The sequence below is a fragment of the Sphingopyxis sp. HIX genome (assembly GCF_001468285.1).
In the GTDB taxonomy this organism is placed as follows: Bacteria; Pseudomonadota; Alphaproteobacteria; order Sphingomonadales; family Sphingomonadaceae; genus Sphingopyxis.
Window position 1 is genome coordinate 22,396 of sequence record NZ_LNSB01000003.1, and the last position, 24,098, is coordinate 46,493.

The window sequence follows — 24,098 nt, forward strand, 5'->3', positions numbered from 1 at the left end:
GGGGTGGGCATCGTCACCTTGCGGCCTTGCCCACCCCGCTGCGACTAGCGAAACAAGTTCGCAAGTCTCGCTGCCCCTCCCGCTTGCGGGAGGGGTTTTCATTCACTCCTCCAACGGCTTCGCCGTCCGCCCCGCCATGATCGCGGCTATCCCGCCGACCAGCAGGCAGCAGGACAGGATCGCCAGCGAGGGCTGCAGCGACAGTTCGCCATAGCCCGGCGTAAAGGCCTTGCTGAGATAGCCCGCGACGGTGCCGCCGAGGCCGACCCCCGCCAGCCCGATGAACATGTTGATCGTCGCCGACATCATCGCGCGCATCTGCACCGGCACCTGCGCGAAGCAGAGCGCGATGATGGGCCCGAGGTGCAGCGTCATCATGAACTTCACCACGACGAAGCAGGCGAGCGCGACATAGGCGTTCTCGGCGAGCGCGAAGCCGACGCCGAAGGGGAAGCTGACGAGCAGGCCGATCCCCGCGAACCAGCCGTTGAAGCCGGGCTTGGCCTGGCCATAGCGGTCGCTGACCCAGCCCGCGACGAGATTGCCGATGACGAGTCCCGCCGCCATCGCGCCACCGAGCCAGAAGCCCGTCTCGGTCTTGTCCATGCCGTGGACGCGCTGGAAGAAGGAGGCACCCCACAGGATGAAGGCGAAGCCGGTGAGCGGGACCATGCAGAGCAGCAGCCCGACCCAGCGTAGCGACGTGCTGGCGGCCATGGTGCGGAGGACCTCGCCGAGGCTGGTCTGCGGCGGGGCCACCGGTTCGACGACACCGCGGCGGCGCGGCTCGGCGGCGAGCAGATAGACGAGCAGGCCGACCGCGATCCCCGGCAAGCCGACGATCAGGAAGACGGTGCGCCAATCATACCATTGCGACAGCCAGCCCGCGAGCGCGAGCCCGCCAGACAGGCCGACGGCGTTGGCGGCGAGCATCACCGAGATGATCGTCGTGCGGCGGTCCTTGGGAAAGATGTCGGTGAGCAGCGACAGGCCCGCGGGCCCTGCCCCCGCCTCGGCCGCGGCAAGGCCGATGCGCGCGAGGAGCATCTGCCAGAAGCTGTGCGCGAAGGCCGAAAGCGCGGTCGCGGCGCTCCAGATCGAGACGCAGACCGCGATGACGAGGCGGCGGTCGCCGCGGTCGGCGTAGCGCGCGATCGGAAAGGCAGCGAGCGCATAGAAGGCGGCGAAGGCGATGCCGGTGAGCAAGCCGAGCTGGCCGTCGTCGAGCCCGAGCTCGACCTTGATATCGTCCTGGAAGAGGGTGAAGACCTGGCGATCGACGTAGGAGAGGATCGCGACGACGACGAGCAGGCCCAGCGTCAGGCCGCGGCGGCTCGAGATTTCCGAAGACATGTCATTCCTTTCGCGGGGGGATACGAAGGCAAAAAAGGCGGGGCCGGAAAAAAAGAGGGGAGGTCCGGCAAGCCGTCCCTCCCCCAATGCTCCCTAGAGAGCGCCCTGTGGTCCTCAGAATTTGAACGTCCCCGTAATGCCGTAGCTGCGCGGCTCGTTGTACGAAGTCCCGACATAGATGTTGCTGAGCAGCAGCGTATATTGCTGTTCCTGGTCGCCCGTGAGGTTCTTGCCCCACAGCGCCAGTTCGAAGTTCTTTTCCGGACCGAAGCTCACCGCGACGCGCGCGTTGAGCAGGCCGAGTGAACCCGATTGCGCGACCGCGGCGAGTTGGTCGGCCTGCGCCTGCGTCAGACCGAGCCCACCCGGTGCGGTCGAGGTGAACATGCTCGCCGGAATGTCGATCTGCGGCATCTTGCCCTGCCACGCGTAGACGATGTTGGCGTCGAAGCCGACGTTGCCGAAGTCCTGCTTGTAATTGGCGCCGACGGTGAACTGCTTCTTGACGATGCCGACGAGCAGATAGTCGCTCTTGTCGACGGTCACGATCGTCTGGTTCGGGGGCGTGCCGGCAAGCGCCTTACCCTCATAACGCGTATATTTGGGATCGCTGAGCGCACCCGACGCGAAGATGGTGAAGCCATCGACCACCTCGAACGAAGTATCGACCTCCAAGCCCCAGGTTTCGGTGTCGGCGTTCTCGATCACCGTCTGGCTGATGCCGTTCGGCGCAAGCACCGGGCTGCGCTGCGCATCGCGGACCTTGTTGTGATAGCCGGCGATATTGAAACGTCCGCGCCCGCCGAGGAAGGTCGTCTTGATGCCGATTTCCTGCTCGTGGACGATTTCGGGATCCGACGGGATCGAATCCGCGAGCGTCACCGTGCGCAGTTGCAGCGCACCCGAACGATAGCCCTTGCTGTGCTTGGCATAGACGAGAATGTCGTCGGTCAGGTCGTAATCGACGCCGATCGTGTAGGACAGGTTGGTGAAGGTCTTGTGCCGCTCGCGCAGGCACGGAATCGCCACCGTCGAAGGGGTGCAACGCACGAACTGGTCGGTGTTGTCGACGACATCGCCCGACTGGGTGACCACGCGCTTGTCGTCGATCGAATAGCGCAGGCCGCCGGTGATGTTGAAGCGGTCGGTCAGCGCATAGTTGAGCTGGCCATACATGCCGAAGCTGTCGTTATCGAGATTGCCCGAGAAGTTCGACCAGCTCGTGCGGCCGACGAACTGCGCCGGCACGGTCGGACCCGCCGCGAACTTGCCGTTGAACAGGTTCGAGCGCGACTGGTCGAAGCCGGTCTCACGGAAATAGGTGATACCGGTCGCGAAGTTGAGCCGATCGTCGAAGGCAACGCCGGTGGCCTGCAGCTCGGTCGAATATTGCTTCAGGTCCTGCGTACCTTCGGTGAAGTGGCCCGCGAAGCTCGTTCCGTCGAGATCGACGAGGTTCTCGCTCTGCACGCCGCGATAGCCGTTGATCCAGCGTATCTGGCCGAAGTTGGTATCGAGGATGAATTTCGCGGTGTAGGTCTGCGTCTTCGTCTTGTTGAACGGCCCGCGCGGGTCGGCGCCGACGACCGCCGACGGCGGCGTATAGGCGGCGAGATTGGGGTTGCCTCCGAAGGCGGCGCGTTCGGCGGCGGCGATGCCATCGACGATCGGCTTGGCCGGGCCGAAGGCCGCAGGCGCATTGAAGAAGAGATTCTGACGGACGGGGCCGTCGATATAGGTATCGTACCACTCGCCCGACAGAAGGATTTCAAAAGTATCAGTCGGTTTCCAGCCGATCTTGACGCGGCCGTTCCACGTCTCGCGGCCCTCATATTTGGCGCCGGTGTTGATGTCGGTCTTGTAGCCGTCGCGCTTCTGGTAATAGAGCGCGCCGCGGATCGCGATGGTATCGGACAGGCCGAGGTTGAGCACCGCCTGCCCCGTGCGTTCGTCAAAACGGCCGTAGGTGGCGCTGGCCTTGCCCGAAATCTCGCCATAGCGGGGGTTCGCGGTCTGGATCAGCACCGCGCCTGCCGAGGTGTTGCGGCCGAAGAGCGTGCCCTGCGGGCCCTTCAGCACCTGCACGCTTTCGACGTCGACGAGTTCGACGTTCAAGCCGTAGGCGCGCGCGATGTACATCTCGTCGAGATAGGTGCCCACCGACGGTTCGAGCGTCGCGATATTGTCGTTCTGGACCTGGCCACGCATGGCGAGCGAGAAGGCGGTCGGGTTGTTGCCGGCACCGCGGATGTTGAAGCCGGGGGTGAAGCTCGCAATGTCCTCGACCTTCGAAATGCCCTGCTCGGTCAGTTTCTCGCCACTGAAGGCGGTGATCGCGATCGGCGTTTCCTGGATGTTGGCATCCTGCTTGGTCACGCCGATGACCACGATCGCGTCGTCGTCATATTCGGATTCGTCGGCGGACGCCGCGGCATCCTGCGCATAGGCGGGGACCGACGACAGCGCCAACGCCGCCATCGACGCGGCGACGAGCAAGCGAGCCGAATCGCGCTTTTGCTTGAAATTCATGGTCAACATCCTCCCCACGAGGCTTCCTGGCGTCCTCGCTTGGCCAGTTATATAACTAAGTCTAACACGTTAGACAAGTGGATTGCGGCAAAATGTCACAATACGCTACGGAAACGGTGTCAAACCTTGTTTTCGGGCAACATTGCTGCGAGCGCCGGAACGTCGGCGAGCGCGCGCAGCACGTCGTTGAGGTGGGTACAGCCGATCGTGCCGACGAGCGTATCGAGCACCGCCTGGCGGAAGGTCCCGACGTCCTGCCCGACCATGCGCGCCGCCTTCATCGAGGCGCCGGGGCATTCGCGGAAGGGCAGGATCAAGGGCAGCGCTTGGAGCGCGAGCAGGGTGCCGTTCGCCTCGTCGATCTCGGCATAGACGCGATATTCGTGGATCGCGGTGCGACTGCCCTCCGGGTTGGGCCCGCTGTCCTGAAACCCCGCGTCGACCTTGAGCACGCCCTCCGCGCGCCAGAGGTCGATGCGGCGCGACCGTCGTGCCATCGGGCGGCCCTCCTGTACCGGCAGCTCGTGCCAGCCGATCGGGTCGTCGGGGTTGACGAGCGGGCCGACGATGGTGGCCGACTGGTCGCTATGATCGACGCTGCCGTCTTCGCCGAGCGAGCTGCCGCCCTCGGTGAAGCCGGTGCAGATATTGACCATGCGGCCCTTGTTGCCGGCGGTCGACTGGGTGCGACTGGCGCGCATGCGGTCGTGCCAGTCGGGGGTCCAGCGCGACCAGATCCACCCCGCGACGAGGCTGGCGCCCGCGAAATCGTCGAGCAGCTGGAACAAGGGCGATCCGCGCAGGTCGCCGAGCGTCGCCGCCAGCGCCTGACGGCTCGCGCCCCCTGCCCGCACCCCGACCATCTCCTGCGCGCGCGCATGATGCGGCGCGACGTCGATCTCCATGATCTCGCGGATCGGCGAGGTGCGGATGCGGAACTCGCCGCTCGCGAGCGCGACGGGCATTCCCTCGAACGGCGTGAGCAGGTCGCGCACGCGCCCCGACATGATCCACGGCTGCCCGAAGCCGTCGGGCCAGTCGGAATCGATCGAACTGGTGCGGCGGATCGATCCCGGACGGCGGAGCGGCGCGGGCCCCGCCGACTGGCGCGCGAAGGGGAATTGCTGGGGTGCGTTCAAATCGTCTGTCCTATTTGGGAGGCATGCGGATCGCGCCGTCGAGGCGCAGCGCCTGGCCGTTGAAATAGCCGTTGCGCGCGAGTTCGAGCACGAGGCTGCCGAACTCGTGCGGATGGCCGAGGCGTTTGGGGAAGGGCACGGAGGCGGCGAGGCCTTCGAAGATCGCAGGCGCCTTGTCCTTGACGCTCAGCATCGGCGGGGTCGCGAAGATGCCGGGCATGATCGAATTGACGCGGATGCCGAGGTCCATCAGATCGCGCGCCATCGGCAGGACGAGGCCGTTCACACCGGCCTTCAAGGAGCCGTAACCGACCTGTCCGATCTGCGCGTCCTGCGCCGCCGCCGACGCGGTCAGCACGATCGCACCGCGCTCGCCATCCTCGTTCAGCGGATCGGCGTTGGCCATGCCGAGCGCGGCGAGCGAGGCGAGACGGTAGCTCGCGATGAGGATGCCTTGCGCGGAGAAGGCATAATCTTCGGTCGAATAGCGGACATAGCCACCGGTCGCCTTGTCGAAGCGCACGGTCTTGCTGTTCTTCGAGATTTGCGCGCAATGGACGAGGATCCGCTCCTGGCCGTGTGCGGCGCGGGCCGCTTCGTAGCCCGCGACGACGCTGTCCTCGCTGGTGATGTCGACCTTGCAGAAGGTCCCGCCGATCGCGTCGGCGACCGCCTTGCCGCCCTCTTCGTTGACGTCGAAGATCGCGACCTTGACCCCCTCGCCCGCCAGCGCCTCGGCGCTCGCGCGGCCGAGACCCGAGGCGCCGCCGGTGACCACTGCCGCAATGTCGTTACCCAGTTTCATGTCTCTTCCTTCGATTGCTAATCGTTACTGCAGAACTTCGAGATTGCCACCATCGATCACGAGCACCTGCCCGGTGATGAAGCCCGCGCGGTCGGAGCAGAGGAAGGCGGCAGCGGCGGCCATATCCTCGGGCGTGCCCATGCGCGGGATCGGATAGGCGGCGGTGCGCTGGGCGACATGCTCGTCGTAGGTCTGGCCCTGCGCCTCGGCGATCTTGGTGAACACCTCCTTGAACTGCGGCGTCGCGATGGCGCCGGTGCCGAGCGTGTTGACGGTGATGCCCATCGGCCCGAGCTCGGCCGAGATCGTCTTCGACAGCGCGAGCGCGCCGACGCGGTAGGTGTTCTGCGCCGCGCGCGCGAGCTTCCGGTGCGGCGCCTTCACCGAATTGGTCCCGATGGTGAGGATGCGGCCCCAGCCTTGGTGCTGCATATGCGGGACGACCGCCTGCACCGCCCAGCGGAAGGCCATGACATTGTTGTTGTTCGCCGCCGCGAAGGTGTCGTCGTCGACCTCGAGAAAGCTGCCCTTGGGGCCGGAGTCGACGTTGAAGATCAGGATATCGGGCGGCGCGAAGGCGTCGGTCGCGGCCTGCACGGCCTTGGCGATGCCGTCCTTGCCGGTGCAGTCGGCGGAGATGCCGATGACTTGACCGCCCGCCGCCTGCACTTCGGCGACCGCGGCGTCGATCGTCGCCTGCGTGCGCGCGGCGATCACGGTCTTGCAACCTTCGCGCGCGAACTCGTGCGCGCAGCCGAGGCCGATGCCCTTGGAGCCGCCGAAGACGAGCGCGACCTTGCCGGAAATGCCGAGATCCATCTTACGGTGCCTTTCCCTGCTGGAGCTTCAAGCGTTCCTGGAGGATATCGTTGCGGCCCGGCGAGGCCGCAACGGTCGAGCCGCCGTCCATCTTGATCGTGGTGCCGGTGATATAGTCCGAGCGCGCCGAGGCGAGGAACAGCGCGGCGTGCGCGATGTCGGCGGGCGTGCCCGCGCGGCCGACCGGAACGGTCGCGCCATAAGCGGCGAGGCCTTCGTCGCCGAGCACGGCCTTCGCGCGGTCGCTGGCGACGAGGCCGGGGTTGATCGCGTTGACCGTGATCCTGTCGCCGACGACGTCGCCCGCCGCGGCGCGGATGAAGGCGTCGAGCGCCGCCTTGGCCATGCCATAGGCGGTCATGTTGGGCACGACGTTGAAGGTGCCGTTGATCGATCCGATCGCGATGAAGCGGCCGCCATCGCGCGCTTGCGCGAGGTGCGGGCGCGCGGCGTCGAGCAGCCACCAGGCCGCCTTGGCGATGCTCGCGAAGCCCGCTTCGAGCCGGTCGTCATCGACATGGCCGAGCCCGCCGTGCGGGATGTCGGCGGCAGCGTGGACGACGATATCGACCCCGCCGAAGGCCTGCACCGTCGCCGCGACGAGGGCGCGGCAGTCGGCGTGCTTGGCGATGTCGGCGGCGAAACATTCGGCGATGCCGCCGGTCTTTTCGATCCCCGCCTTCACATCCTCGGCATAGGACAGGGCGCGCGCGCCGAGCATGACCTCGGCCCCCGCCGCGGCAAAGGCTTCGGCGATGCCGCGCCCGACGCCCTTGCCGCCGCCGGTGACGATCACCGATTTTCCGGCGAAGCTTTCCATCAGCTCTCTCCTGCAAATAGCGCGCGCAACCCCGGCGCCGAGGGTTTCATCGACGGGGTGCGCGGGAAGTCGGGGACGAAACGGATATGGACCGGGACCTGATAGGCGATCAGCCGGTCCCTGAGCCACGCCTTGAGGTCGTCGGCTTCGGGCGCAGGCGCGCCCTCCTTGAGGATGATCGCCGCGGCGGGGACGGCGCCGAGGCGGGCGTCGGGGACGCCGACGACGGCGGATTCGCGGACCGCCGGATGGTCGTTCAGCGCGGTCACGACGTCGTCGGGATGGATCTTGAAGCCACCACGGATGATCGCGTTGTCGGCGCGGCCCCTGATGAAGAGGAAGCGGTCGGCGTCGAGCACCGCGCGGTCGGTGGTGCGCAACCATTGCATGGCATTGCCGAGCTGCTTGCCCTTGATCTCGAGCAGGCCCTCTTCGCCGTGCGGCAGGATGGCGCCGCTCTCGGCCTCGACGATGCGTGCCTCGATATCGGCGTGCACGCGGCCGACCGCGCCGCGCTTCGCGGTCCAGAGTGTGCGAAAATCGTCGATGGTCCAGCCGGCGATCGCACCGGCAAATTCGGTCGCCCCATAATTGCTGCAGATCGGGATGCCATATTTGGCCATGAAGGCGTCGACGAGGTCGGGCGCGAGCGGCGCGGTGCCGGTGATCAGCGATTTGAGGCTGGCGAGGTCGGCGGGGTCGACGTCGGCGTCGAGCAGCATGCGTACCGCGGAGGGCACCGCGGAGGCGACCGCGGGGCGGTTGCGGCGCACCGCCGACACCCAGGCATCAACACTGAATTTTTCGAGCAAGGCTATCCGCCGCCCCGCCGCAAGCGCACCGATGCAGCCATAGATGCCGCCGATATGGGTGAGCGGATTGACCACCATCGTGCAGCCCGAGTTGAGCCGCGGCGGATCGTCGAAGCTGCGCCCGCGCTCATATCTGGTGAAGCCGCGAAAGCTGGCGTCGAAGGCGTCGCGGCTCAAGGGCACGCGCTTGGGCGTGCCGGTGGTGCCGCTAGTAAGCATCTCGATCGCGACCCCCGGCGAGGTCTGGATTTGCGTGCGCACCTTGCCCTGCACGACGCGCACGCCGCCCAGAAGCGGGTCGATCTCGATCACTGCCGAGCCGGCACGCGCGAGCGCTTCGGCGAGGCCGGCGCGCGCGAGGTCGGTGGCGTCGGCGACGATCGCGGGCAGGCCCAGCGTCTCGACGTCGGCGAAGAGCTTGGCCTCGGGGAGGATCGGGTTGAGCGTGACGAGGCAGCGGTCGGTCGAGAGCACCGCGACGATGGCGGCGACATGACCGGGGCGGTTGCGCAGCATCACGCCGACGCGCGCGTCCTCGGGCAGACCCATCGTATCGAGCGCGTCCTCAATCGCGCGGACGGTGTCGGCGATCTGGCGCCAGCTATAGTCGATGCCACCGAAATCGATCTGCGTCCGATCGGGATCGAGCGCCATGATCGCGCGCAATTTTTCGGTCATCAGCGCCATCAGAGCGCAAGGCCTCCGCTCGCTTCGATGATCTGGCCGGTGACCCAGCGCGCATCGTTGCCGAGCAGCATCATCACCGCGCCGGCGATATCCTCGGGCTCGCCGAGGCGGCCCATCGGGGTGTGTTTCGCGGTCGCCTCGTCCCAGCCGGGCTGTTCGCGCAGCGCCGCGATGAATTCGGTCGCGACCGCGCCAGGGGCGATGCAGTTGCAGGTGATGCGGCGCTTCGCCACTGCGAGCGCGGTGGAGAAGGTCAGGCTCTGGATCGCGCGCTTGGTCATCGCATAGCTCGCGGCGAAGGGCTGGCCGACCTTGCCCGACATCGAGCCGATATTGACGATGCGGCCGCCGTCGCGGAGGCGCGGCAGCGCGGCCTGCGTGACGAAATGGGGGCCTTTGACGTTGACGGCGAAAAGCTCGTCGAACAGCGCCTCGCCCGCGCCCTTCAATGTGCCGTCGCGCCCGCCGCGGCCGACCCCCGCGTTGTTGATAAGGATATCGAGATTGGGCGCGCCACCGAAAGCCGCATCGCACGCCGCGAATAGCGCTTCGATGCCCGCGAGCGACGAGACGTCGGCCTGCACCGCGAAGCCCTTGCCGCCCGCAGCCACGATCTCGGCGACCAATGCCTCGGCAGCATCCTTGCTGCCGGCATAGTTGATCGCGACATGCGCGCCCGCGTGCCCCAGCCGCCGCACGATCGCCGCACCGATACCGCGCGAGCCGCCGGTCACTAGCGCGGTCTTTCCGCTAAGGTCGCTCACAGGAACAGCCCTCCGCTCGCTTCGACGATCTGGCCGGTGACCCAATGCGCCTCGTCGCGGCAGAGCATCATCACCGCGCCCGCGATATCCTCGGGCACGCCAAGGCGCTTCATCGGGGTGAGCTTTGAGGTCGCCTCGGCCCAGCCGGGCTTTTCGGAGAGCGTCTTGTTGAATTCGGTATCGACCGCGCCGGGAGCAACGAGGTTGCAGGTGATGCCGCGCGGGCCGACGACGACCGCGGTCGACATCGTCAGGCTCTGCAACGCGCGCTTGGTCGCGGCATAGGCGGCGAAGGGCGGCAGCGCCGAGCGCCCGCCGAGCGAGCCGATGTTGACGATGCGCCCGCCGTCGCGGAGGCGGTCGAGGCAGAGCTGGGTGATGAAATGCGGCGCCTTTTGATTCACCGCGATCATCCGGTCGAACAGCGCCTCGTCGCACTTCTTGAGGCTGCCCGTGTCGCCCTCGCCGCCGACCCCGGCATTGTTGACGAGGATGTCGAGATTGGGGGTGCCGCCAAAGGCCGTGTCACAGACCGCGAGCATGGATTCGATACCCGCCATGGTGCCGACGTCGGCCTGGACCGCAAAGGCCTGCCCGCCGTTTGCAACGATCTCGGCGACGAGCGCGTCGGCGGCATCCTTGCTTCCCGCATAGTTCACCGCGACATGCGCCCCGGCCCCGCCGAGTCGGCGCGCGATCGCGGCGCCGATGCCGCGCGATGCGCCGGTGACGAGCGCGGTCTTGCCGCTGAGCTCCGCCATTTTCTCTCTCCCCTAGCGTTTCGACATAATTGACTTAGTTATACAAGTCGTGCAAGCCCTGCCGAAAAGAAAATGGGAGTGGAGATGGCCGAGCTGATCCTGAGCGAGCGCGAGGGCGCCTTGCGCATCCTGACATTGAACCGGCCCGACCGGCACAATGCGATGGACGACGAGATGTCCTCGCTGTTCCAGAAATTGCTGGGTGAGGCGCTGGAGGACAGCGAGACCAGCACGATCCTGATCCGCGCCAATGGCAAGAGCTTCTGTTCGGGGCGCGACACCGCTGTGCTCGGCCACCGCGCGCGCGACGAAAGCGATTTCCACTTTATCCGGCGGCACCAGGAAGGGCGGCTGAAGATGCAGGAATCGACCAAGCCGATCATCGCGGCCCTGAAGGGCGGCGCGATCGGCGGCGGGTGCGAACTGGCGCTCGCCGCAGACATCAGGATTAGCGACACGACGCTGAAGCTGGCCTTGCCCGAGATCCTCTATGGCGTGCTGCCCGACACCGGCGGCACGCAGATGCTGACCGCGCTGATCGGGCCGTCGCGGACCAAATATATGGTGATGTCGGGGCAGAAGATTGACGCCGCCACTGCGCTCGAATGGGGCGCGGTCGACTTCGTCGTCGCGCCCGAGGAGCTCGACGCGAAGGCGCTCGAGATCGCGCGCGACATCGCGGCGCGACCGCCGATCAACCTCGCGCTGGCAAAGGAGATGATCAATCTGATGCACGGCCCGACGATCCGCACCGGCACCCGCGCCGAGCTCTACGCGCAGAGCTACCTTTTCAAGACCGACGATTATCAGGAAGCCCGCGCCGCGATCCGCGAGAAGCGCGCGCCGAGCTACAAGGGGAAATAAGATGGTCGAGACGCAAATCCTCCCCGCTCGCGGGGAGGTGGCAGCCGAGGAGCGGCTGACGGAGGGGGATGGCGTCCTTGCGCTACGTCGCGGACGCACGCGAGCCCCCTCCACCGCTTCGCGGTCCCCCTCCCCGCAAGCGGGGAGGATTTGATGGGCCTCCCTCCCCCTCCCCCCGTCGGTGCCAAGGCGTTGCCCGACGGCACCTATGCCGGACAGGTCGTCGCGGTGACCGGCGGCGGCACGGGGCTCGGCAAGGGCATGGCGGTCGAGTTCGCGCGATTGGGCGCTAAGGTCGCGGTGCTGAGCCGCAAGCCCGACCATCTGGCGGCGGGCATCGCCGCGATCGAGGCGGTCGGCGCCGAGGTCATCGCGGTCGCCTGCGACGTGCGCGACCCCGATGCGATCGCGCGCGCCTTCGACGAGATCGAGGCGAAGCTGGGTCCGGTCGATGTGCTGATCAACAATGCCGCGGGCAATTTCCCGGCACCTGCCGAGGAGATGACCCCGAACGGCTTTCGCACCGTCGTCGATATCGTGCTGAACGGGACGTATAATTGCAGCCGCGAGTTCGCGGTGCGGCGGCTGGCGGCGGGGCTGCCGGGCGCGATCCTCAACATCGGTGCGACGTACAGCTGGACCGGCGGTCCCGGCACCTCGCATTCGGCAGCCGCGAAGGCGGGGGTCACCAACCTGACCCAGAGCCTTGCGGTCGAATGGGCGCCCGACGGCATCCGGGTCAATTGCATCGCGCCGGGGCGCTTCCCGCACGACGATCTGCCGGCGCATATGACGCGCCACCGCGAGGGCGAGCGCGGCGACAATACGATCCCCGGGATGCGCGTCGGCGAGGTGCGCGAACTGGGCTGGGCGGCGACCTTCCTCTGCTCGCCCTATGCGACCTATATCAGCGGGCATACTTTGGTGGTCGACGCCGCCAACTGGCTGCGCCGGTCGCTGGTGATGCCCGAGTTCGTGCCGATCCGCGAGCAGTTCGGCAAGCGCGCGATGGAAAGCGGCAGCGCGCGCGAGGCGATCGCGAAGACGCGCGGGGACGGCGCATGAGCGAGCCGCTGGTCCTGCGCGACGACAAGGACGGCGTCTGCACGCTGACGCTCAACCGGCCCGACAAGCGCAATGCGATCAACCGCGAGCTGTTCCGCGAATTTCGTGCGCATATCCGCGATATCGAGGAGGGCGTCGGCGATGCCGGGCTGGTGGTGATCACCGGCGCGGGCGAGCATTTCTGCGCCGGCCACGACCTCAAATCGCCGCCGCACGCCGATGCGCTCGGCTGGCTGCGGCAGGAGATGCTGATCGTCGAGCGGCTGACGAAGCTGCGCCAGCCAGTGATCGCGAAGGTGCGGGGTACTTGCTACACCGGCGGGCTCGAACTCGCGCTCGCGGCCGATTTCATCCTTTGCGGCACGAGTGCGCGCTTTGCCGACACGCATGGGAAGTGGGGGCTGGTGCCCGGATGGGGGCTGTCGCAGCGGCTGCCGCGGCGCGTCGGGCAAGCGAAGGCGCTCGAGATGATGCTGACCTGCCAGCCCTATGCGGGCGAGGATGCGGCGGCGATGGGGCTCGCGAATTACTGCGTCGCCGATGAGGCGCTCGACGCCAAGGTCGCCGAGCTGGCCGCGCTGATCCTCGGCAACAGCCGCCACAGCAATGCCGAGAACAAGAGGCTGATCTACGACACCGACGGCATGGCGATCGCGGCGGGGCTGAACCACGAACTGATGCGCAACGCCGGGTTCGATCCGGCGATGCGCAAGAAGGGCGAGCCGATCGCCGCTGCGAAGAAGGCCGGCTGATGGATATTGGTTTCTCTCCCGACGAGACCGGCTTCCGCGAAGAGTGCCGCGACTGGCTGCACGCCAATGTGCCTGCCGATAAGCGCCCGCTCGACGCGGCCGACGCGATCGGCTTCGACAAGGCGTGGCAGCGACGGCTGTTCGATGCCGGCTGGGCGGGGATCAACTGGCCGACCGACTATGGCGGACGCGGGCTGTCGATCGTGCAGCAGGTCATCTGGCTCGAGGAATATGCCAAGGCTCATGCGCCGTGGATCGGGGCGAATTTCGTCGGGATCAACCATGGCGGCCCGACGCTGATCCTCAACGCGAGCGAGGAGCAGAAGGCGTATCACCTGCCGCGCATCCTGAAGGGCGAGGCGATCTGGTGCCAGGGTTTTTCGGAACCCGGTGCGGGGTCAGACCTCGCGGGCATCAAGACGCGCGGGCGGATCGAGGGCGACGAACTCGTCATCAACGGGTCGAAGATCTGGACGAGCTTCGCGCACGTCGCCGACTGGCAGGAACTGGTGCTGCGCACCGAAGAGGGCTCGCTGCGGCACAAGGGGTTGAGCTGGGTCATTTGCGACATGCACGCGCCTGGCATCACCGTGCGGCCGATCCGCAAGATGTCGGGGCAGACCGAATTTGCCGAGGTCTTTTACGACGATGTGCGCATCCCGCTGGCCAATGTCGTCGGCGGGCTCGGCAACGGGTGGAAGGTTGCGATGTCGACCTTGAGCTTCGAGCGCGGCACCGGCTTCATCGCCGACCAGGTCAAGCAGAGCCAGGAGATCGAGGAGCTGATCGCCGCGGCGCGCGCCAACGACATGATCAAGGACGACCGGATCGCTGACCAGTTGGCGCAGCTGCGCGCCGAGGTCGCGGCGGTGCGCGCGATGACCTATCGCAACATTTCCGAGGTCGTGCGCACCGGACAGCCGGGACCCGAGGCGTCGGTGATCCGGCTTTTCACCTCCGAACTCGGCCAGCGGCTCGAACGCATGGCGGTGCTGCTGATGGGCGAGGACATCATCGACTTCGCCTATGGCGACGACGATGCGGTCGGCGATTATCTCCGCGGATTTGCCGCGACGATCGCGGGCGGCACGGCGCAGATCCAGCGCGACATCATCGGCGAGCGGCTGCTCGGCCTTCCGAAATCGAGGTGATCCGATGGACTTGACGCCCAACGACGAGCAGATCGCCTTCCAGACCGCAACCACCGACTGGTGCCGCGGCAATATGGCGCTGGAGGATGCGCGTGCGCGGCCCGAAAGCCTGTGGGCCGAACTGGAGGCGATGGGCTGGACGGGCCTGACCGCGCCCGGCATGGACCTCGACCATGCGAGCGAGGCGCTGGTCTTTGCCGAACTCGGACGCTTCCTCGCGCCCATCGGGCTGATCTCGACCGCGGTGGCGAGCCGCTGGTTCCCCGATGTCGCCGAGGGCAAGGTCGCGCTGGCGCTGACCGCAAGCCAGTCAGAGCCTTTGCGCGTGCTCGATCCGGCGGGGTCGAGCGCGGTGCTCATGGGCGAGCCGGGCGGTCTGCGGTTGTTCGACCTGCCCGACAGCTTCACAGACCAAGGCGGCACGCTGCACACGACCGCGCACGCGCAGACGATAGACCTGTCGACGATGCAGAGCCGTCACGAATGGACCAGCTCGCTGTGGACCGAAGACGACCCCGCCCCGGCGCTGCACCTGCAACTGCTGGGCGCGGCTTATGCTGTCGGCTGCGCGGATGCGGCGCGCGACATGGCGGCCGACTATGCCAAGCTGCGCGAGCAGTTCGACCGGCCCATCGGCTGGTTCCAGGCACTCAAGCATATCTGTTCGGACATGGCGGTACGCGCCGCGGCGGCGCGGTCGCAGCTCTATTATGCGGCCTGCGCGCTCGATGAAAATGCTGCGGACGCCGCCTTCCATGTTGCGGCGGCGAAGCGGCTCGCCGACCGGGCGGCGCTCGACAATGGGCGCGCCAATATCCAGGTCCATGGCGGCATCGGCATGACCGACGAGGCGGCGGCGCACCTGCCGCTGAAGCGCGCACATCTGCTCCAGTTCATCGCGCCGGCGGCGCGCGAAACCTTGCTGGCCTGATGCGATGTCACTCGTCGACGATGGCCTGGAACTCGCGTTCGAGCCATTGGCGCAGGCGGGGTTCGACGCGGCCGGCGAATTCGGCGAGCGGGAGCTGGTCGCGGTAGGCGAAGAAGCCGAGCGAGACCATCATGAAGCGCGCCGCCTTCACGTCGGCGCCCTCACCGCCGAACCAGTGCTTCAGCGGTTCGAACACGCGGTCGCGGAGCAATCTTTGCGCAATCGCGCGCGCCTCGCTGTCGGCGGCGGCGCTGAACATCATCGGCAGCGGGCTGATGCGGTCGTCCTCGTCGGCGAAGCGCGCGACGATCAGCTTGCCGAACCGGTCCTTGGGCAGGTCGGTCATCAGGCGCGGGTCGAGCGCGGCGTCGAGCGCGGCTTCGAAGAGTTTGAGCTTGCCGCCGAAATAGCGGCTGACCAGCGAGGGATTCACCCCCGCGAGCGCGGTGATGTCGCGCACGCCGGCCTCGGCGAAGCCTTTGGCCGCGAAGATTTGCTGCGCAGCATGGAGGATTGCTGCGCGGGTGCGGTCGGCGTCGCGGGCCGGTGCTTCGATCGTCGTTTCCATAAACTCTCCCGATTGACTCGCTATGTAAACCATCGTTTACTTACGTCAATGGGAGAGAGAAGATGACCGAGTCGCAGGTTGCGGAGCGCACGCCCGTCTTTGAATTCGACTATATCGCCGACCCCGGCGTGCTGGCCGATTGCCACGATCGTTATTGGGAGCTGAAGGAGACCGCGCCGCCGGTGTTCTGGACCAGCGCGCATGGCGGCCATTGGGTGTGCAACACCGGCGCGACGGTGCAGCATGTCGTGCGGCATCCCGAGCTCTTCTCGAGCCGCTATCTCTCGATCCCGCCCAACCCCGACCAGCCCAAGATGATCCCCGAGATGCTCGACCCGCCCGAGCACCGGCCGTATCGCCAGATGCTGCGCCCCTTCTTCGAATCCAAGGCGATCGAGCCGCTCGACGGGCGGATTGCGGCGTGGACCGATCAGTTGCTGGACGGCGTGGTCGGCAAAGGCGAATGCGATTTCGTCGAAGCGATCGGATCGCGGCTGCCCGTCGCGGTGTTCATGGAATTGTTCGGCTTCCCAATGGAGAAGTTCGAGGCGTTTCGCGCCCTCGTCACGGGCTTTTTCCATTCGCAGGCAAGCAACGAGAACCGCAACAATCTGGCGCAGCAAATCGTCGGCCATCTCGCCGAGCTGATCCAGCAGCGGATGGCCGAACCGCGCGACGACATGATCTCGAAGATCATCGCGGGCGACGTCGACGGGCGCAAGCTGACCTTCGAGGAGCTGATGTCGATCGGCTTCCTGATGTTTCTCGCGGGGCTCGACACGGTGACCAATGCGATGAGCTTCGGCATGCGCCATCTCGCGCATGACGAGAAGCTCCGCCAGCGCGCGATCGACGATCCCGCGGTGATCCCGAACATGGTCGAGGAATTGCTGCGCCGCTACGCCTTCGTCGCGACGCCGCGTTACGTGACGCAGGATACCGAACTGGGCGGGGCGCAGCTTCGCGCGGGCGACTGCATCCTCGCGCCGCTGCCGCTCGTCGGCTGGGACGAGGCGCTGACCGAGGATCCGAAGACGGTGTCGGTCGAGCGGCAATTCTATCGCCATGCCGCTTTCGGTTCGGGCATCCATACCTGCCTAGGCCTGCATCTCGCGCGCATGGAACTCATCATCTTCTACCGCGCCTGGTTCGGCCGCATCGGCCATTTTCGCCAGGTCACCAAGGGCGACGAGACGTGCCGCGGCGGCAGCGTGATGGCGCTCGAACATCTACATCTGGCGTGGGACGCCTGAACGATTTCATTGGGAGACAAAGACATGGCAAGCGCAGCACCCGCAGTGCATCTGCATCTGGGGCACGAACAACGGACGAGCGGTAGCGGTGGAACGCATCCGCATCTCCATCCCGTCAGCCAGCAGACGCAGGCCGACATCCCGCTCGCCGGGGCGAAGGAGGTCGAGGAGGCGGTTGCCAAGGCCGTAGCGGTGCAGGAGAGCTGGCGCCGGACCGCGCCCGAGGTGCGGCGCGATATCCTCAATCGCCTCGCCGACCTGCTCGAGGCGAACAAGGCGGAACTGGCGCGCATGGCGGCGCTCGACGGTGGCACGACGTTGATGGTCGGCGAGCGCGGGGTCGATACCGCGGTGGGCTGGACGCGCTATTATGCCGGCTGGTGCGACAAGATGTCGGGCGAGCTGATCTCGACCTTCGATACGCGCGGCGAGCTGAGCTATACCGTGCCCGAGCCGATCGGCATCGTCGGCATCATCATCACCTGGAACGGCCCGCTGATCTCGCTGGGCATGAAGGTCGCGGCGGCGCTGGCGGCGGGCAATTGCGTGATCTGCAAGCCCGCCGAAATCACCCCCTTCGCGCCCGAGATGTTCGCGCGGCTGTGCAAGGAAGCGGGGGTGCCCGACGGGGTGCTGTCGATCTTCCCGGGCACCGGCGAGGCGGGCGATGCGATCGTACGGCACAAGAAGATCCGCAAGATCAGCTTCACCGGCGGGCCGATCACCGCGCGCAAGATCCTGACCGCGTGCGCCGAGGAGATTAAGCCGTCGGTGATGGAGCTGGGCGGCAAGTCGGCGAGCCTCGTCTTTCCCGATTGCGACTTGCAAGCAGCGGCCGAGCGCGCCGTCTTCTGGACCGTCGGCTGCCTATCGGGGCAGGGCTGCGCCCTCCCCACCCGCCAGCTGGTCCACGCGAGCGTCTATGACGATTTCGTCGCACGGCTCAAAGCGATCATCGGCCAGTTCAAGGTCGGCGATCCGACGGACCCGACCGTCGCGGTCGGGCCGGTGATCAACAAGGCGGCGGTCGACCGCATCCTCGGCATGTTCGAGCGCGCCAAGGCCGACGGCGCGGCGAAGTTCGAGCTGGGCGGCGGGCGCTGCGGCGGCGAGCTTGCGGATGGAAACTTCATCGAGCCGACGCTGATCGTCGACGCCGATCCCGATCACGAGATCAGCCAGGTCGAGATTTTCGGGCCTGCGGTGGTCGTGATGAAATTCGAGACCGAGGAAGAGGCGATCGCGATCGCCAACAACAGCGAATATGGCCTCGCGGCGATGATCCAGTCGAACGACCTGCAGCGCGTTCACCGGATTTCGGAGCGGCTCAGCGCCGGCGGCGTCTATGTGAACGGCGGGTTCCAGATCAATCCGTACACGCCCTTCGGCGGCATCGGCATCTCGGGCTTCGGCAAGGAAGGCGGCAAGGCGGGAATCGACGAATTCCTGCACTACAAGACCGTCACCATCGGCGTCGGCGCGCCGATATTTCCAAAATGATCAATCCCCCTCCCGCTTGCGGGAGGGGTAGGGGAGGGTCTGTTGCCTCCCCCAGTTTCCATATCGGGACAGGCCCTCCCCCGGCCCCTCCCGCAAGCGGGAGGGGAGATTTTATGCCTGATTTCACCAACGACCAGTTCCGGCTCGACGGCAAGGTGGCGATCGTGACCGGTGCCGGCGGGCGCGGCAACAGCATCGGGCGCGCCTATGCCGTCGGGCTCGCCAATGCGGGGGCGAGCGTCGTGGTCGCCGACCTCAACAAGGAAGGCGCTGAGCGCGTCGCGGGCGAGATCGAAGCGGCGGGCGGCAAGGCCATCGCGGTGCAGGTCGACATCGCCGACGAGGCGTCGGTCGCGGCCATGATGGAAGCGCTGCAGGCCGCATTCGGCGGGCTCGATATCCTCGTCAACAATGCCGCGCTGATGGTCGAGGCGGTGGGCACGCCGGCGATCCAGACGAGCATCGCCGATTTCGACAAGCTGATGCGCGTCAACCTCACCGGTGCGCTGATCTGTGCCAAGGCGGCGGTGCCGCTGTTCCAGGCACGCGGCGGCGGGAAGATCGTCAACCAGTTGTCGGCCGGCGGTTTCCCGGCGCAGACGACTTACGGGATCAGCAAGGTTGCGCTGCTCGGGCTGACGACGACGCTCGCGACCGAGCTCGGACGGATGAACGTCAACGTCAACGCGATCGCGCCGGGGATGACGATGTCCGACGCGGGCAAGGCGCTGACCCCCGACGAAAGCCCGTTCGTGCAGGCGGCGATGGCGCGGGTGGTGAAGCAACCGCGCGGGGAGCCGCAGGATCTGGTGGGGGCGCTGCTGCTGCTATGTTCGCCGGCGGGGGACTGGATTACCGGTCAGGCGCTCAACGTCGACGGCGGGTTTATCATGCGCAACTGATGCTTAAGCACCTTGCCCGAGGCGTTTCGCGGAAGCTCGGGCAGGATGCTCAACCGCTCCGGCGTCTTTTGTTTCGCGATCCCCGCCGTGAAGAAATGATCGCGTACTTCGTCGAGCGTCAGCATCGCACCCGGTGCCAGCACGACGCAGGCGCGCACGACCTCGCCCATGCGGTCGTCCTTGGCCGCCACCACCGCCACATCCGCAACCGCTGGGTGGCCGAGCAGCACCGCCTCGACTTCTTTCGACGAGATATTCTCGCCGCCGCGGATGATGATGTCCTTCTTGCGGTCGGTGATGAGCAGATAGCCACCCTCGTCGAGCCGCCCGATATCGTCGGTGCGGTACCAGCCGCCGGGCAGGAAGGCCGCCTCGTTCAGCGACGCGTCGAGATAGCCCATGAACAGCTCGGGGCCCCGGGTGCAGATTTCGCCGTCCTCGCCCGGCGGCACGTCGTGGCCGTCGTCGTCGACGAAGCGCATCTCGGAGCCGATGATCGCGCGTCCTTCGGTATGGAGCTGCTTGTCGAGCGGGTCGTCGACGACGCCCGAGGTGACCGTCGGATGCTCGCTCGACCCATAGCAATGATAGACCGCGAGGCCCAAGGCCTGGCAGCGTTCGATCAGCGACGGCGGCACCGGCGCGGCGCCGACGAGATATTGGCGGAGCGACGAGAGGTCGTGGCCGTGCGTATCGGCCGCGGCGATCATGCCCGAGAGGTGGAAGGGCGTGCCCGATGAGGAGGTGATGCGGTGGCGGTCGACGAGCTCGGCCGCCAGCGCCGCGTCCCACTGGTCCATCAGCACCAGCGGCACGCCCTGCGTCAGGAAACGGTACATCGACAGCGCGCCCGCGACATGGCCCGGCGGCCAGGGCGAGATCACCGCGTCGTCGTCGCTGCCGGCGCGCATCAGCCGCATCGTTTCCATCTCGGCGAGGAAACCGCGCGCGCTGTGCATCACGCCCTTGGGATCGGCGGTGGTGCCCGAGGTATAGACGAGCAAGGCGAGGTCGTTCGCGTCGACCGCGACCGGCTCGGCGACCGGGCCCTCGGCCTCCAGCGCATCGAAGTCGGGGCCGGTCGCGATATGGCGCTCGAGCGCGGGCAGGTCGCCGCAATCGGCCACGAGCCCAGCATAATCGACACGCCGGAAGCGATCCGGCGTAAACAGCCATTTCGCCTTCGACTGGCGCAGGATGAAGCCCAGCTCCTTCGCGCCATAGATAGTGACGATCGGCAGCAGCACCGCCCCCGCCTGCGCCGCGGCGACCGCGACGACGAGCCATTCGCGCCAGTTTGGGAGCATGGAGGCGACGATATCGCCGCGTGCGATCCCTTGCGCGGTCATGCGCGTGCCCATGCGGCGCCCCGCTGCGACGACTTCGCCGAGCGTGGTCTCGGCGGGGTTGCTGTCCGACGCGACGGTCAGGCCGGCGTGCGGCGCGCGCGCCGCCGCGGCGATCATCGCGTCGGCGAAGTTCATCCGTGCAGGGAGTCGACGGTCCGCTCGCCCTCGCCGCGCGCCGCCCAGGTCTCGTTGGCGTTGCGGAGGTGGAGTCGCCAGTGCGACACCGCGCCCTCGACGTCACCTTCTTCGATCAGCGAGACGAGCTTGTCGAAGGATTTGAAGCCCGCGCGCAGGCTTTTCGACTTGTCTTCGGTCGTCCGCGGATGGCGGCGCTGATAGTCGTTCTGGTGGTGGCGGCCAAGGTTGAGCAGCATGCGGTTCATGAAGCTTAAAGTCTTGTTGCCGGTCGCTTCGACGAGCGTCTGGTGGAAGTGCGAGACATTGTCGACGAACAGCGCATAGTCGCCGCCCTGCAACATCGCGTCGAGCTCGGCGAGCGTCGCCTTTAGCTTGGCGAAGCCCGGGGTCTGGCCCTTGGCGGTGGCGAGCCAGCGCACCACCGTGGGCTCGATCGCGAGCCGCGCGGCATAGAGGTCGGCGATAGTCGTACCCTGCGCCTCGAGCACATAGCCGGCGTAGCGCGAGACGAGCTCGGTCGAGGGCTGGTGCACGCGCGCGCCGCTGCGCGAGCCGCGCACGACGCTGATCAGATTTTCGGCCTCCAGGATGCGGAACGCCTCGCGCAGCGTCGGACGCGAAATGCCGAGGCTGGCCATCAGCGTGCCTTCGGGGGGCAGCGAGTCGCCTTCCTTCAATTCCCCGCGCACGATCTGGGCCCGGATCTGGTCGGCGACCAGTTCAGACGTCTTGGGCACCCGGATGCGCGCGCTGCCATTTTCCATATTCACTAATCCTGCCCCTACCCCGGCCACTCTATAATTAACCGTTACTCAAGCCGCGTCTGTAGGGCTTTTGTCGGGGGGCCGCAATGTCGCAGCCATTTCCTCGCGTTAAGCCCCAAAAGACAATCCTTCGTTGAGCGTCCATTTGCCGTTCCGCCCGCGGACCCAGCCCGAGGAGCCCCAGGTACCGCCGTCGACAGGCAGCAGCACGCCGGTGATATAGCTCGCCATCGCGCTCGACAGGAACACCGCGGCGTCGCCGCACTCCATGTCGACGCCTTCGCGGCCGAGCGGGATCAAGCGGTTCATCGCATCGACGGCTTCGGCGCTATGCCGTTTCCATGTCGCGGGATCGACCGGACCGGCGCGGTTGCCCTGGTTGCCGGGGGTGACGGTGTGGTCGGGGGCGATGCAGTTGACGCGAATGCCGTGTTCCGACAGCTCGACCGCCATCGACTTGGTGAAGCTCAGCATTCCCGCCTTGCACGCGGCGTAGACCGCGAAATTGGGCGCGGCGCGGCTCGCCTCGATGCTCGCGACATTGACGATCGAGCCGCCGCGGCCGGCGGCGACCATATGTTTTGCGGCGGCCTGCGTCGCGACCAGCATCGACATCAGGTTGATGTCGATATGCTTGCGCATGCTGCGCTCGCTCTGGTCGAGAAAGGGGCGCGCCGAGACGCCGCCGGCGTTGTTGGCGAGGATGTCGAGACGGCCGAATTCGGCCGCGGTTTGATCGACGGCGGTGCGGAGGGCGTCGCCGTCCATCACGTCGCCGGCGATCGCGAGCGCGCGGGCTCCTGCTTCGCGGACACGCGCTGCGGCTTCCTCGGCGCGTTCGGGGAAGATGTCGTAGATCGCGACGTCGGCGCCCGCCTCGGCCAGACGGATCGCGATGGCGCGGCCGATGCCGCCCCCACCGCCGGTGACGAAGGCTGCCTGTCCGTCGAGGCGGATGCGGTCAGTCATCGAGGGCGATGCCCATGACCGCGCCGGTGATGTAAGCGGCATAGTCGCTGGCGAGATAGGCGGCGAGATGGCCGAGCGTGTCGCCGGTTTCTTTCGTGAGGATGCTGTTCACGCGAACGCCGTCGCGCGCCCATTCGACGCCGAGCGTCTTGGTGAGGTTGCCGAGCGCACCCGCCGCCGCCGCCTGATCGGCACCGAGCGCCTGTTCGGGGGCGCCGACGAAGAGCACCACCCCACCCTGCCCGCGCGCGCGGCACGTGGTGGCGAAATCCCTGGCGCCGAGGAAGCGGCGGTCGAGACCCGCGTCGAGGCTGGCGCGCCATTCGGCGTGGGCGAGTTCGTGCGCGGGCTTGGTCGCGGGGGGTGGGGCGACATGGACCCAGATGTCGGCTTCGCCTTCGACGAGCATGGCGCCCGCGGCCTCGAAGGCTTTGGCGATCGCCGGGCTGTCGCCCTCGATGCTCGCGCGTTTGCCCGCCAGCCAGCCGCTCATTTCCATCCCCAAGGGCCGTCGGCACGTTCGCGCGGCGGAACATAGTCGGGCATGATCAGCGAGCGGCGCAGGCTCTCGCCGCCGTCCTGCACGATCACTTGCCCCGTCATCGCGCCGAACAAGGGGGTGCAGGTCATCGCCGAGAGCCAGCCGAATTCCCAGATGCTGCCGGTGCGGCCCGCGGGGATCATCGCCTGCAAAGGCTCGACGCCCTCCTCGCGGCGGCCCGAGACCGAACCCTCGTGCGGGAAGAAGCCCGCGGCGACGGCATTGACGCGGATGCCGTGCGGAGCCCAGTCGGCGGCCATCTTCTTCGTCATCGTCGCCTGCGCGGTCTTGGCGGCGGCGCTGTGCGCGTCGCCGGGAAAGCCGGTCCAGATATATTGCGCGCTGTTGTTGACGATCGCCCCGCCCTTGCCGGCCTTGATGCGACGGCGGGCATATTCGGTCGAGCAGAGGAAGGTGCCGTCGATGGCGATCCGCGTGACGGCGTTCCAGGCGTTGGGCGAGATGTCTTCGGCGAGCACGGGGAAATTGGCACCGGCGTTGTTGGCGAGCAGGGCAATCGGACCGAGCGCTTCCTCGGCTTCGTCGAACGCCGCGGCGACGGCCTCGGGCAGGCGCACGTCGCAGCTCATCGCGTGGGTGCGCACGCCGAGCGCCGCGATCTGCGCTGCGCCTTCCTGCGCGCGTTCGAGACTGCGCCCCATCACCGCGACGTCGGCGCCGCCCTGCGCGAAGGCCTTGGCCATGGCGAGCCCCATGCCCGAGCCGCCGCCGGTGACGAGCACGACCTGCCCCGCGAAGATGTCCGCCGGATAGGGCGGCGCGTCGAACGGCGGCGGCGTCGCCACGATATGATGGGCTGGTACTGGCATCGTCTCTCCCTGTGGACAGGGTTGCGCCCGGA

Annotated in this window: 23 protein-coding genes; 8 read left to right on the forward strand and 15 right to left on the reverse strand. The window is 67.1% G+C overall.

The genetic code is table 11. The features are described 5' to 3' along the window. Positions 1-102: 102 nt before the first annotated feature. The 9 genes from ATE62_RS02350 to ATE62_RS02390 all read right to left on the reverse strand — a co-directional run bounded on the left by ATE62_RS02350 (position 103) and on the right by ATE62_RS02390 (position 10,489). Complete coding sequence (locus ATE62_RS02350; RefSeq protein ID WP_058809571.1) at positions 103-1,353, reverse strand: MFS transporter; 1,251 nt, start codon at positions 1,351-1,353, stop codon at positions 103-105. A 114-nt stretch (positions 1,354-1,467) separates the two neighbouring features. Then, a complete protein-coding gene (locus ATE62_RS02355; RefSeq protein ID WP_197412011.1) occupies positions 1,468-3,882 on the reverse strand; it encodes a TonB-dependent receptor in 2,415 nt (804 codons plus the stop codon). A gap of 119 nt (positions 3,883-4,001) precedes the next feature. Continuing rightward, positions 4,002-5,021, reverse strand: a complete 1,020-nt coding sequence (locus ATE62_RS02360) for a DUF2889 domain-containing protein (protein ID WP_058809569.1) — start codon at positions 5,019-5,021, stop codon at positions 4,002-4,004. 10 nt (positions 5,022-5,031) lie between these two features. Beyond that, positions 5,032-5,826 (reverse strand): SDR family oxidoreductase, encoded by a 795-nt coding sequence (locus tag ATE62_RS02365; RefSeq protein WP_058809568.1) that lies wholly within the window; start codon positions 5,824-5,826, stop codon positions 5,032-5,034. 24 nt (positions 5,827-5,850) lie between these two features. Next, a complete protein-coding gene (locus ATE62_RS02370) occupies positions 5,851-6,645 on the reverse strand; it encodes an SDR family oxidoreductase (protein ID WP_058809567.1) in 795 nt (264 codons plus the stop codon). Between the two features lies 1 nt (position 6,646). Further along, positions 6,647-7,465 (reverse strand): SDR family NAD(P)-dependent oxidoreductase, encoded by an 819-nt coding sequence (locus tag ATE62_RS02375; protein ID WP_058809566.1) that lies wholly within the window; start codon positions 7,463-7,465, stop codon positions 6,647-6,649. Next, complete coding sequence (locus ATE62_RS02380) at positions 7,465-8,964, reverse strand: class I adenylate-forming enzyme family protein (RefSeq protein WP_058809565.1); 1,500 nt, start codon at positions 8,962-8,964, stop codon at positions 7,465-7,467. The genes ATE62_RS02375 and ATE62_RS02380 overlap by 1 nt, the downstream gene beginning before the upstream one ends. After that, complete coding sequence (locus tag ATE62_RS02385; RefSeq protein ID WP_058809564.1) at positions 8,964-9,728, reverse strand: SDR family NAD(P)-dependent oxidoreductase; 765 nt, start codon at positions 9,726-9,728, stop codon at positions 8,964-8,966. The genes ATE62_RS02380 and ATE62_RS02385 overlap by 1 nt, the downstream gene beginning before the upstream one ends. After that, the gene (locus ATE62_RS02390; RefSeq protein ID WP_058809563.1) at positions 9,725-10,489 is read right to left on the reverse strand and encodes an SDR family NAD(P)-dependent oxidoreductase; all 765 of its coding nucleotides are present in this window, start codon (positions 10,487-10,489) and stop codon (positions 9,725-9,727) included. Before ATE62_RS02390 ends, ATE62_RS02385 begins: the two co-directional genes overlap by 4 nt. An 84-nt stretch (positions 10,490-10,573) precedes the next feature. On the opposite strand from ATE62_RS02390, the gene ATE62_RS02395 reads away from it, so the two are divergent. From ATE62_RS02395 to ATE62_RS02415, 5 genes are all read left to right on the forward strand, one after another. Then, on the forward strand, positions 10,574-11,353 hold the full coding sequence (locus tag ATE62_RS02395; protein ID WP_058809562.1) for an enoyl-CoA hydratase/isomerase family protein: 780 nt from the start codon (positions 10,574-10,576) through the stop codon (positions 11,351-11,353). A 153-nt stretch (positions 11,354-11,506) separates the two neighbouring features. Further along, complete coding sequence (locus ATE62_RS02400) at positions 11,507-12,418, forward strand: SDR family oxidoreductase (protein WP_058818415.1); 912 nt, start codon at positions 11,507-11,509, stop codon at positions 12,416-12,418. Beyond that, complete coding sequence (locus tag ATE62_RS02405; RefSeq protein WP_058810074.1) at positions 12,415-13,170, forward strand: enoyl-CoA hydratase/isomerase family protein; 756 nt, start codon at positions 12,415-12,417, stop codon at positions 13,168-13,170. The genes ATE62_RS02400 and ATE62_RS02405 overlap by 4 nt, the downstream gene beginning before the upstream one ends. Next, a complete protein-coding gene (locus ATE62_RS02410; RefSeq protein WP_058810075.1) occupies positions 13,170-14,321 on the forward strand; it encodes an acyl-CoA dehydrogenase family protein in 1,152 nt (383 codons plus the stop codon). Before ATE62_RS02405 ends, ATE62_RS02410 begins: the two co-directional genes overlap by 1 nt. 4 nt (positions 14,322-14,325) lie before the next feature. Continuing rightward, on the forward strand, positions 14,326-15,252 hold the full coding sequence (locus ATE62_RS02415) for an acyl-CoA dehydrogenase family protein (protein WP_058810076.1): 927 nt from the start codon (positions 14,326-14,328) through the stop codon (positions 15,250-15,252). 7 nt (positions 15,253-15,259) lie between these two features. Here ATE62_RS02415 and ATE62_RS02420 read toward each other — a convergent pair whose 3' ends face one another. Beyond that, complete coding sequence (locus tag ATE62_RS02420; protein ID WP_058810077.1) at positions 15,260-15,820, reverse strand: TetR/AcrR family transcriptional regulator; 561 nt, start codon at positions 15,818-15,820, stop codon at positions 15,260-15,262. 62 nt (positions 15,821-15,882) lie between these two features. Between ATE62_RS02420 and ATE62_RS02425 the strand changes: the two genes are divergently transcribed. The 3 genes from ATE62_RS02425 (at position 15,883) to ATE62_RS02435 (ending at position 19,475) form a co-directional block, all read left to right on the forward strand. Then, positions 15,883-17,073 (forward strand): cytochrome P450, encoded by a 1,191-nt coding sequence (locus tag ATE62_RS02425; RefSeq protein WP_058810078.1) that lies wholly within the window; start codon positions 15,883-15,885, stop codon positions 17,071-17,073. A 24-nt stretch (positions 17,074-17,097) separates the two neighbouring features. Then, positions 17,098-18,573: an aldehyde dehydrogenase family protein gene (locus ATE62_RS02430; RefSeq protein WP_058810079.1), complete on the forward strand. Its 1,476-nt coding sequence runs from the start codon at positions 17,098-17,100 to the stop codon at positions 18,571-18,573. Positions 18,574-18,686: 113 nt separating this feature from the next. Next, positions 18,687-19,475 (forward strand): SDR family oxidoreductase, encoded by a 789-nt coding sequence (locus tag ATE62_RS02435; RefSeq protein WP_058810080.1) that lies wholly within the window; start codon positions 18,687-18,689, stop codon positions 19,473-19,475. On the opposite strand, the gene ATE62_RS02440 is transcribed toward ATE62_RS02435, so the two are convergent. The 5 genes from ATE62_RS02440 to ATE62_RS02460 form a co-directional block, all read right to left on the reverse strand. Next, positions 19,433-20,959, reverse strand: coding sequence for an AMP-binding protein (locus tag ATE62_RS02440; protein WP_058810081.1), 1,527 nt, complete (start codon positions 20,957-20,959; stop codon positions 19,433-19,435). The two genes, ATE62_RS02435 and ATE62_RS02440, sit on opposite strands and share 43 nt — an antisense overlap. Further along, positions 20,956-21,726 (reverse strand): FadR/GntR family transcriptional regulator, encoded by a 771-nt coding sequence (locus tag ATE62_RS02445; RefSeq protein ID WP_058810082.1) that lies wholly within the window; start codon positions 21,724-21,726, stop codon positions 20,956-20,958. The genes ATE62_RS02440 and ATE62_RS02445 overlap by 4 nt, the downstream gene beginning before the upstream one ends. A gap of 108 nt (positions 21,727-21,834) precedes the next feature. Next, on the reverse strand, positions 21,835-22,695 hold the full coding sequence (locus tag ATE62_RS02450) for an SDR family NAD(P)-dependent oxidoreductase (protein ID WP_058810083.1): 861 nt from the start codon (positions 22,693-22,695) through the stop codon (positions 21,835-21,837). After that, positions 22,688-23,188, reverse strand: a complete 501-nt coding sequence (locus ATE62_RS02455) for an SDR family oxidoreductase (protein ID WP_058818416.1) — start codon at positions 23,186-23,188, stop codon at positions 22,688-22,690. The genes ATE62_RS02450 and ATE62_RS02455 overlap by 8 nt, the downstream gene beginning before the upstream one ends. After that, a complete protein-coding gene (locus ATE62_RS02460; RefSeq protein WP_058810085.1) occupies positions 23,185-24,066 on the reverse strand; it encodes an SDR family oxidoreductase in 882 nt (293 codons plus the stop codon). Before ATE62_RS02460 ends, ATE62_RS02455 begins: the two co-directional genes overlap by 4 nt. Between the last annotated feature and the right edge of the window lie 32 nt (positions 24,067-24,098).

What these genes read in the sequence shown, in the direction of transcription:
- ATE62_RS02425 (WP_058810078.1), top strand. Translation starts at nt 15,883, where the DNA reads ATGACCGAGTCGCAGGTTGCGGAGCGCACGCCCGTCTTTGAATTCGAC.
- ATE62_RS02415 (WP_058810076.1), top strand. Translation starts at nt 14,326, where the DNA reads ATGGACTTGACGCCCAACGACGAGCAGATCGCCTTCCAGACCGCAACC.
- ATE62_RS02420 (WP_058810077.1), bottom strand. Translation starts at nt 15,820, where the DNA reads ATGGAAACGACGATCGAAGCACCGGCCCGCGACGCCGACCGCACCCGC.
- ATE62_RS02365 (WP_058809568.1), bottom strand. Translation starts at nt 5,826, where the DNA reads ATGAAACTGGGTAACGACATTGCGGCAGTGGTCACCGGCGGCGCCTCG.
- ATE62_RS02370 (WP_058809567.1), bottom strand. Translation starts at nt 6,645, where the DNA reads ATGGATCTCGGCATTTCCGGCAAGGTCGCGCTCGTCTTCGGCGGCTCC.
- ATE62_RS02380 (WP_058809565.1), bottom strand. Translation starts at nt 8,964, where the DNA reads ATGGCGCTGATGACCGAAAAATTGCGCGCGATCATGGCGCTCGATCCC.
- ATE62_RS02375 (WP_058809566.1), bottom strand. Translation starts at nt 7,465, where the DNA reads ATGGAAAGCTTCGCCGGAAAATCGGTGATCGTCACCGGCGGCGGCAAG.
- ATE62_RS02410 (WP_058810075.1), top strand. Translation starts at nt 13,170, where the DNA reads ATGGATATTGGTTTCTCTCCCGACGAGACCGGCTTCCGCGAAGAGTGC.
- ATE62_RS02390 (WP_058809563.1), bottom strand. Translation starts at nt 10,489, where the DNA reads ATGGCGGAGCTCAGCGGCAAGACCGCGCTCGTCACCGGCGCATCGCGC.
- ATE62_RS02395 (WP_058809562.1), top strand. Translation starts at nt 10,574, where the DNA reads ATGGCCGAGCTGATCCTGAGCGAGCGCGAGGGCGCCTTGCGCATCCTG.
- ATE62_RS02430 (WP_058810079.1), top strand. Translation starts at nt 17,098, where the DNA reads ATGGCAAGCGCAGCACCCGCAGTGCATCTGCATCTGGGGCACGAACAA.
- ATE62_RS02450 (WP_058810083.1), bottom strand. Translation starts at nt 22,695, where the DNA reads ATGACTGACCGCATCCGCCTCGACGGACAGGCAGCCTTCGTCACCGGC.
- ATE62_RS02405 (WP_058810074.1), top strand. Translation starts at nt 12,415, where the DNA reads ATGAGCGAGCCGCTGGTCCTGCGCGACGACAAGGACGGCGTCTGCACG.
- ATE62_RS02350 (WP_058809571.1), bottom strand. Translation starts at nt 1,353, where the DNA reads ATGTCTTCGGAAATCTCGAGCCGCCGCGGCCTGACGCTGGGCCTGCTC.
- ATE62_RS02355 (WP_197412011.1), bottom strand. Translation starts at nt 3,882, where the DNA reads ATGAATTTCAAGCAAAAGCGCGATTCGGCTCGCTTGCTCGTCGCCGCG.
- ATE62_RS02435 (WP_058810080.1), top strand. Translation starts at nt 18,687, where the DNA reads ATGCCTGATTTCACCAACGACCAGTTCCGGCTCGACGGCAAGGTGGCG.
- ATE62_RS02445 (WP_058810082.1), bottom strand. Translation starts at nt 21,726, where the DNA reads ATGGAAAATGGCAGCGCGCGCATCCGGGTGCCCAAGACGTCTGAACTG.
- ATE62_RS02460 (WP_058810085.1), bottom strand. Translation starts at nt 24,066, where the DNA reads ATGCCAGTACCAGCCCATCATATCGTGGCGACGCCGCCGCCGTTCGAC.
- ATE62_RS02440 (WP_058810081.1), bottom strand. Translation starts at nt 20,959, where the DNA reads ATGAACTTCGCCGACGCGATGATCGCCGCGGCGGCGCGCGCGCCGCAC.
- ATE62_RS02400 (WP_058818415.1), top strand. Translation starts at nt 11,507, where the DNA reads ATGGGCCTCCCTCCCCCTCCCCCCGTCGGTGCCAAGGCGTTGCCCGAC.
- ATE62_RS02455 (WP_058818416.1), bottom strand. Translation starts at nt 23,188, where the DNA reads ATGAGCGGCTGGCTGGCGGGCAAACGCGCGAGCATCGAGGGCGACAGC.